The sequence below is a fragment of the Kitasatospora sp. NPDC058965 genome (genome assembly GCF_042741245.1).
GTDB lineage: Bacteria > Actinomycetota > Actinomycetes > Streptomycetales > Streptomycetaceae > Kitasatospora.
The window spans coordinates 1-8,129 of the sequence record NZ_JBHYKG010000357.1 but is presented as its reverse complement, the minus strand read 5'-3'; the positions used below and the strand labels follow the sequence as shown (position 1 = coordinate 8,129).

General features: G+C 74.8%; 7 protein-coding genes. 4 read left to right on the top strand and 3 right to left on the bottom strand.

Annotation, left to right across the window (positions count from 1 at the left end):
* Window positions 1–8: 8 nt before the first annotated feature.
* Window positions 9–290 carry a LuxR C-terminal-related transcriptional regulator gene (locus ACFW1A_RS35395; protein WP_380416651.1) on the bottom strand — a complete coding sequence of 94 codons (282 nt, stop codon included), beginning with the start codon at window positions 288–290 and terminating at the stop codon, window positions 9–11.
* A gap of 197 nt (window positions 291–487) precedes the next feature.
* Here ACFW1A_RS35395 and ACFW1A_RS35390 point away from each other — a divergent pair, with 197 nt between their 5' ends.
* Together ACFW1A_RS35390 and ACFW1A_RS35385 are read left to right on the top strand one after the other, a co-directional pair.
* Window positions 488–2,917, top strand: coding sequence for a tetratricopeptide repeat protein (locus ACFW1A_RS35390; protein ID WP_380416649.1), 2,430 nt, complete (start codon window positions 488–490; stop codon window positions 2,915–2,917).
* Between the two features lie 240 nt (window positions 2,918–3,157).
* A complete protein-coding gene (locus ACFW1A_RS35385) occupies window positions 3,158–3,898 on the top strand; it encodes an alpha/beta hydrolase (protein WP_380416646.1) in 741 nt (246 codons plus the stop codon).
* Between the two features lie 113 nt (window positions 3,899–4,011).
* Here the strand turns inward: ACFW1A_RS35385 and ACFW1A_RS35380 are convergent, their stop codons facing one another.
* Together ACFW1A_RS35380 and ACFW1A_RS35375 are read right to left on the bottom strand one after the other, a co-directional pair.
* Window positions 4,012–5,022, bottom strand: coding sequence for a trypsin-like serine peptidase (locus ACFW1A_RS35380; protein ID WP_380416644.1), 1,011 nt, complete (start codon window positions 5,020–5,022; stop codon window positions 4,012–4,014).
* 284 nt (window positions 5,023–5,306) lie between these two features.
* On the bottom strand, window positions 5,307–6,053 hold the full coding sequence (locus ACFW1A_RS35375) for a hypothetical protein (RefSeq protein WP_380416640.1): 747 nt from the start codon (window positions 6,051–6,053) through the stop codon (window positions 5,307–5,309).
* Window positions 6,054–6,412: 359 nt separating this feature from the next.
* On the opposite strand from ACFW1A_RS35375, the gene ACFW1A_RS35370 reads away from it, so the two are divergent.
* Window positions 6,413–7,243, top strand: coding sequence for a hypothetical protein (locus tag ACFW1A_RS35370; RefSeq protein ID WP_380416637.1), 831 nt, complete (start codon window positions 6,413–6,415; stop codon window positions 7,241–7,243).
* Between the two features lie 131 nt (window positions 7,244–7,374).
* Window positions 7,375–8,129 (top strand): DUF1775 domain-containing protein (locus ACFW1A_RS35365; protein WP_380416635.1); only part of this gene is annotated, 755 nt, incomplete at its 3' end.

Here is an 8,129-nt window from a genome sequence, read left to right as displayed (position 1 = left end):
GCGCACCGTCAGATCCACAGTCGGCGTGCGGCCTCCGCCCCCGCCTGGAACCGTCCGACCGCTTCCAGCCGCCGCATCACGGCCGCGACCATCCGCCGCTCGGTCCGCACCGAGACCTCCAGCCGCTTGGCCACGGCTTCGTCGGTCAGGCCCTGCGCCAACAGCGTCAGCAACTCCTGCTCCCCCTCGGTCGGCCGACGGCCCGACAGGCCCTCGACCGCCGTCCGGTCGACGGCCGTCCTGTCGACTGCCGCACAGCGCAGGCACAGGTCCGTGTTCCCCTCCCGCATGACCCCTCCGCTCAGGTCTTCTCCGCAACGTGGTGTGACGGCCGACATACTCACCGCTGCTGTCCGGCCCGGACAACGGATCCCGGACACTCCCGGACAGTCCCGGACAGCGCTGCCGGGCGGCCCGATCAGCGGCTATCCTTCTCCCGGCCGCCGCACGACCTGTGGCGGTGTCCTGGGGGGAAAGGGAACGACCGGTGTCAGCGTTGGACAACGCGGGAGCCGAGGGCCGTCCACCGGCACGTCCGGAGGCCGCCACCACGCCTGTGGAGCTGCTCGCCGAACTGCGCCTGTTGCGGGCCTGGGCCGGTGACCCGTCCCTGCGGGACCTGCAGCGCACCACCGGCGTCGCCCGGAGCACGCTCGCCTACGCCCTGGACCCGCAGCGCTCGACCCTGCCCCGCCTGGAACTGGTGCTGGCGGTGGTCCGCGCCTGCGGCGCCTCCGGCCCGGAGGTCGAGGCCTGGCGCCGGGCCTGGCGCGGGCTCAGGACGGCGAGCGAGGAACGGCGTTCCCCGACCGCCGCGCCCGGGACCGCGCACCTGCCGCCGCCCCTGCTGCCCGGCGGACCCGGCACGGTCGCCGCGACCGCGTCGACGGCCCCGCGCCAGCTCCCCGCCGACCTGGCCGACTTCACCGGCCGCGGACCGCTGGTCCAGCGGCTCCAGGACCTGCTCGCCGAGGCGGGCCCGCACGGCGGACCGGTGGTGCTCTCCGCCCTGAACGGCGCCGGCGGGATGGGGAAGACCACGCTCGCGGTGCACGTCGCGCACCGGGCGCTCGGGCACTTCCCGGACGGACAGCTGCACGCCGATCTGCACGGACTCGACGCCCGGCCCGCCGACCCGGCCGAGGTCATGGGCCGGTTCCTGCGCGGGCTGGGCGTCGCGGCAGCTGACGTGCCGTCGGACCGGGAGGAGCGCGAGGCCCTCTACCGCAGCACGCTGTCCGGGCGGCGGCTGCTGCTGCTCCTCGACAACGCCCGGGACGCCGCCCAGGTCCGCCCGCTGCTCCCCGGCTCCGGGAGCTGTGCGGTGCTGATCACCAGTCGGGGCGCACTGCCCGGGCTGGACGGCGCGCACCGCATCGCCGTCGACGTCCTGACGGATGCGGAGGCGCTGGAGCTGTTCACCCGGATCGTCGGTGCCGAGGCGGTCGCCGCGGAACCCGCCGCCACCCGGGAGGTCCTGCGGATCTGTGCCGGACTGCCGCTGGCCATCCGGATCGCGGGCAGCCGGCTGGCGTGCCAACCCGGGTGGACGGTCCGTACCCTCGCCGACCGGCTGGATGACGAGAGCAGACGCCTGGACGAACTCCAGGTCGAGGACCGCGCCGTGCGCGCCAGCTTCGCCGTCGGCTTCGCCGCACTCAGCCCCTCCTCCGCGCGGTTATTCCGGCTGCTCGGCCTGGTCCCCGGCCCGACGATCAGCCTGCCCGCCGTACTGGCGCTGGCCGGCGCGCCGGCGTCGGACACGGAAGAGGCGCTGTGGGCGCTGCTCGCCGCGCACCTGCTGCAACCGGCCGGGCCGGACCGGTACGCCTTCCACGACCTGATCCGCGTCTACGCCGCCGAGCAGGCGGCGGCCGCGGCTGCGGCCGAACGGCACGACGGCGTCGGCCGCCTGCTGCGGTGGAGCCTGTACGGCGCCGACCGGGCCGCGCGGCTGCTCACCCCGTCCGCGCCGCAGGCGACCGGGGACGGCTTCTGGACCGCCGCCATGCTGCCCCTCGCCGTCTCCCGACCGGCGTTCGAGGATTTCGCCGCCGCGCAGTCGTGGTTCGACGCCGAGGACCACAACCTCACCGCCGCGGCGCACCTGGCGTGCGCGGCGACCGATCGCGAGCTCCTCGCGCTCGGTCCGCAGCTGGTCCAGGCCTTCTGGGCGAGCGTGTACGTCCGGGGCGAGTACGACCCGCGCTGGGAGGACCTCTGCGCGGCCGCCATCCGTGCGGCCACCGCGCTGGGCGACCGCGCTGCCCGGGCCGGCATGCACAAGACCCTGGGCATCCTGCACCTCTACAACGCCCGGCCGCAGCGGGCGCTGCCGGAGTTCGAGCAGGCGCACGCACTGCGGACCGAGATCGGCGACACCGTCGGGGCCCTCGCCTGCACCGTGGACATCGCGTGCGCCTACACCAGCCTGGAGCGGTACGGGGCGGCGATCCCCGAACTGGAGACCGCCCTGGCCGGCTACCAGGCGGCGGGCGACCGCAGGAAGGCCGCGGTGGTCCTCAACAACCTCGGCGTCACGTGCCACAAGAGCGGCGACCCGACCGCGGCCGTCGTGCACCTGGAGGCCTCGCTGCGGCTCAAGGAGGAGCTGGGCGATGTCGTCGGGCAGAGCAAGTCGCTGACGAGCCTGGCCGAGATCCTCTTCGTGAGCGGGCGGACGGAGCTCGCCGCCCGGCGCGGCGAGCAGGCCCTCGCGGCCCTCCAGCAGACCGGCTCCCGGGTGGACGTGGTGCTGGTTCTGGAGATCCTGGTGCGGGCCTACCAGGCGCTGCACCGGCCGGCCGAGGCCGACCGGTGCCGCACCGAACTGGCGCAGGCCTACACCGCCCTGAGCGCCGAACAGAGTGCGACGTTGAAGGAAGAACTGACCCGGCTCACGCCTGCGCAGGGCTGACGGCACCGGTCGGCGCCGGCTCGGGCCGGGCGGCACCGGCCACGCGTCCTCGGGGCCCGCCAAACCTTTTGGCGGGCCCCGGCGACAGCTGCTAACCTCCAGCCCGAGACCGTGAAGCAGAACGAGGAGGTGGTACCCGTGAACGCAGTACAGACATGGGTGCTCCCCTCCGGGGTCACGGTCGGGCGATAGGTCGTCGTCCGGGAGCGCCGTTCATGCGCACTCCCGAAAGGCACGACCATGCACATCATTTCTGAGCAGCGCGACGACGACGGCGTCCTCGAGCGCAGGTTCACCCTCGGCGAGATCCCCGGCATCCTCTGGACGCCCGGATCCGCCTCCCCCTCGGCACCGGTGCCGCTGATCCTGCTCGGCCTGCCGCCGCTCGGGCTGGACACGATGTACCCGCGGCTGGTGGCGCGGGCCCAGCAGGCTGCGGCGGACGGGTTCGCCGCAGCCACCATCGAGCTCCCCGGGAGCGGTGCCCGGCCCCGTTGGGCCGCGGCGGACGAAGCCCGCGCCGAGCTGCGCCGGGTGATGGCGGCCGGCGAGCCGGTCGGCGACGAGCTCGTCGACGCCCTCGTCCTCCCGCTGGTCGACAAGGCGGTCCCGGAGTGGCAGGCCGCGTTGGACGCGGTACTGTCGCTGCCCGAGATCGGCGGCCCGGTCGGGTACTCGGGCGGGGTGATCTCCATCGGCATCCGGCTGGCGCTGGTCGAGCCGCGCATCGTGGCCGCCGGGCTCTTCGCCGGGAGCTTCGTCCCCCGCGTGATGTTCGAGGAGGCCCGCCGGGTCACCATTCCGCTGCACGTGCTGCTGCAGTGGGACGACGAGGGGAACGACCGGCAGGCGGCCCTGGACCTGTTCGACGCCTTCGGGTCCGCGGAGAAGTCGCTGCTGGCCAACATGGGCGGGCACACCGGCGTCCCGCAGTCGGCGGGCGACGCCGCGGCCGGGTTCTTCGCCCGGCACCTGAGGTGAGGCCGGGCCGTCGGGCCCACCCCGGGCGGTAGGCGGGGTCGGCCGGCGGCTCCTCGGGCTGCCCGGCGCGCAAGCGCGTCGGGCAGCCCGAGCAGGCCGGGGCCGACGGAGGGTCAGGTGGCGCTGCCCTGGGCGTCGACCATCGACTTCACCGCGTCGTCGAAGTACGGGCTCTGGTTGAAGCCGCTGCAGTCGATGGCGGTCAGCAGTCCGTTGACGTAGCCGAGGCCCGTGGGGTCGTCGAACTGCTGCAGCCAGGGACCGCCCGGCGCCCTGGACCCGAGTTTGCAGTAGATCCCGATGGTCGAGGGGAAGAAGCCCTGTGTGGTGGTGGTGCTGCACCACTGCTGGATCTCGCCGTTGCTGCGGTCGAGCGAGTAGGTGAGGACCATGACCTGCACGTTCTGATGGAAGTCCCAGGCGAAGCCCTGACCGCCGGTCGCGTCCACCAGGCGGGTCCCGTCCTGCGGCCAGGTGGTCACCACGCCGACGTCGCGGCCGGGGGCGCTGCTGTCGGTCCAGGCGATGAAGGTGCGGAAGTCCTTGGCGGCGAAGGTGCCGAACGGGTAGGAGCCGGACCGGTACTGGGGCGCGTAGACCCAGTTGGTCATCCACGTCCTGCCCTGGCCGCCGTGGACGCAGGAGCCGGCCGTGATCACCAGCTGCTTGGACGGGCTGTTGAGGGCGCTGCCGGTGCACACGTGGTCCTGGCCGTCGGTCGGATCGGTGAAGAACACCTTCCCGACCACGGCGGACTCGGTGACCCGCGGGTCCCGCTGGTCCCGCTGGTCCCGCGAACCGTCCCGGCCCGTCACGGTGGGTGCGGCCGGCGGGGTCCTGCCGGGTGCGCCGATCACGGGGGCGTCGGTCGGCGTGCCGGCGGTGCCGGTACTGCTCGGCGGCGGCGTGGCGGGCTCCGGGACGTCGAGCGGGATCGCGTCCTTCATCCGCTCGGGCGTCCAGTAGTCCCGCACCCGGCTCGCAGCGGCGGCCGAGTCGACGGCGGTGCCGTCGGACAGCCTCGCCGGGGAGCTGGTGGACCCCGTGGAACTGGCGGCCCGGGCGGGCGCGGCGGCAGGGCCGTTCGGCGCCTGAGCCGTGGCGGTCCCGACCGCGGTGCACACCAGTATGACCGCCGTGGCCAGCGCAAGCAGGTCCGCCGGCCGCAGGAATCCGCGCCCGGCCGGGCCGCCGTCCGGGCGTGGACCGGATTGACGCCGTGTCACCTGGGGACGCACGGCTCACCTCCAAGGGAGTCGGTGGTTCCCCCCTGACGGCCACGCTAGACGGCGGGTCAGCACCCCGGCCGCCCGTGCTGACCCAGAAGAGTTCGCCATCGAACCATTTGGCGGCTCGGGCGGCACTCGCCAGGGTTCACGGCTCACCGCGCCCGGCGTCGGCTCACCACTCACGGCTCCGACGGTCGGCCCGCGATGGCGTCGTACACCCTCACCCGCAGCCGTTGCACCCAGCCGCGCCGCTCCTCGCGCAGCTGCGCCCGCCGGGCCTTCGTGCTCCCGGCGGGGTAGCGCCGGTGCGCCCACGGCGATCCGGGGCGGGCCAGCCGCAGGGCGCCGACCAGCGCGAACACCGGCACCAGCATGCCCAGCAGCCCGGTGAACACCTTGCCCTTGGCCAACGCCACCAGGGCGAAGCCCCCGTTGACCAGCACCACCACCAGGTACTCCCAGCCCGACACCGGCTCGCCGTCCGACGAGGAGTCGGTGACCCCGAACGGGGCGGCGCCCAGCACCAGCAGCCCCATCGCGGCGGCCCCGAGCACCACCGCGTCCACCGACAGCCGCCCGGCCTGCGACCAGTACACGTCCTCCAGCCGCAGGATGAGTGCGAACTCGTCCAGGATCAGTGCGATCCCCACCCCGAACAGCCCCGCGAAGATCTCCGCCCACGGCCGGTGCCCACCCGTCGCCGAGGCCAGCCCGATCCCCGCGATGACGGCGAACACGGTGCCGAACACCACGTGGTGGATGTGCAGTCCCCCGCTCTCCACGTTCTTGGGCCACCAGGAGACCCCGGCCCGGATCATCCGCACGCTGAGGCGGATGAAGAGGAACGTCACGATGAACGCCACCAGCATCACCAGCAGCGGTTGCTTGCCCGGGTCCAGGATCTCGCGCGCGTACCAGCCGGCCATGATCCAATGCTGTCACCGACCCGCGGCCTGCGCCCGCCCGGCAGGCTGCCCGCTCGCCGGCCGCCCGGCGAGAGCGAGCCGGCTGCCCGCCGGCAGCCGGCAAGCGGGCCTCGGCCCGGGGAGCCGGGCCCAGCAGGGTGGCCCGGTCGCGAAGCAGCCCCCGGGAACAATGCTGCCGTTCCCCCGTTCGACCGCCGCCTGCCCGGACCACGAGCGAGTTCGTCGGCGAAGCAGCCACGCGGACGCGCGGGCGGACGGCCGACCGGGCCGGACCGCTACCGGGGCCGTGCGGCCGGGCCGGGCCCGATGCGGGGAACCCCGTTCCCGGCGCCGCCCGCGGGTGTCATGATGTCCGGGCCATGTCCGTACCAGCCGTCCAGGCCCCGCCGATCCCGGCCCGGGCCGCCGCGCTCGACCTTCGCGTACTGCGGGCACTGCCCTTCGCGACGGTCTGCGTGATGCTGGCCGCCGGCGGACACGCGGTCGCCGCGCAGCACCCGGTCCCGATCGGGGCGCTCGCCTTCGGCTGGCTGATGGCGCTGGCCGCCGCGATCCACGGGGGCAGGCGTCGGCGCGGCTTCGGCGCCATCGCGTCCGGTCTCGCGCTCGGCCAGGTCGGGCTGCACCTGGTGTTCCAGCTCGCGCAGGCCGTGCAGGACGCCGCGCCGACCGGAGCGATGCCCGCCATGCCGGCCATGTCTGCCATGCCTGTCATGCCCGGCATGCCCGGCGCGGTCGCCATGCCCGGCATGCCCGGCGCGGTCGCCATGCCCGGCATGCCCGGCGCGGTCGCCATGCCCGGCATGCCCGGCGCGGTCGCCATGCCCGGCATGTCCGCCGTCGACACCGCGCACCCGGTCGGCTGGTGCCACCTGCTGCTCGGCGCGACGCCCACGATGATCTGCGGGCACCTGGTCGCCACGGCTCTGGCCGGGTGGTGGCTCAGCCGCGGCGAGGCGGCGGTGTGGCGGCTGACCCGGATCAGCGTCCGGGCCGCGGCGGCAGCGGTCCGGCGGTGCTCCGCCCCGCTGCGGGCGCTGCTGGCGGCGCTGCTCGGCTGGTTGGGCGCGTCGCCGGTGCGGGCGCTCCCGGTGTGCGGCGGCACCGACCGGCCCCGGCCGGCGGGTGTGCTGCTGCGGCACCTGGTGGTGCGGCGCGGGCCGCCGGCGCTGCCGGCCCCGGCCCTCTGACACCCCGTCACAGGGCCCCGGCACACCCCGCCCCCAGACCCCCGCACCCCGACCCCGGCACCGGGCCCGGCGCTGCTCCGTGCTGCCCGCGCCCGGGTTGCGAGTGCCCTCCCCGACGGAGAACCCACGACATGACCACCACGTCGAAGCTCGCCGCTGCCACCGCCCTGGCGGGGGCGGCCGTGCTCGCCACCGCGCTGCCGGCCGCCGCGCACGTCACCGTGCAGCCCTCCAGCGTCGCGGCCAACGCCACCGACCAGACCTTCGCGTTCCGGGTGCCCAACGAACAGGACAACGCGAACACCACCAAGGTCGAGATCGACTTCCCGACCGACCACCCGATCCCCTCCGCACTGGTCGCCGCCGTCCCGGGCTGGACCGACCAGATCCAGACCACCAAGCTGGCCACCCCGATCCACACCGACGACGGCGACATCACCGACGTGGTCTCGCAGATCGTCTGGACCGGCGGCCAGATCACCCCCGGCCACTACCAGGACTTCACGGTCGACTTCGGCGCCCTGCCCGACGGCGCCGACCAGGTCGTGTTCAAGGCGCTGCAGACCTACAGCGACGGCAGCATCGTCCGCTGGATCGACCAGACCAAGCCCGGTCAGCCCGCGCCCGAGCACCCCGCCCCGGTGCTCACGCTCACCCGCCCACCGGAGGCGACTCCACGCCCGCGCCGGGCAGCGCCGCACCGAGCACGGCCGCCGGTGGCAAGCCCGCGGCCGCCCCGCAGCCGGCCGCAGCCGCGAAGGCGAGCGGCAGCGACTCCACCGCCCGCGTCCTGGGCATCGCCGGGATCGTGGTCGGCGTCCTCGGCACCGCCGCGGGGATCCTGCTCGGTCGCCGCAAGCGCGACGCCGACGGCACGGACGGGGAC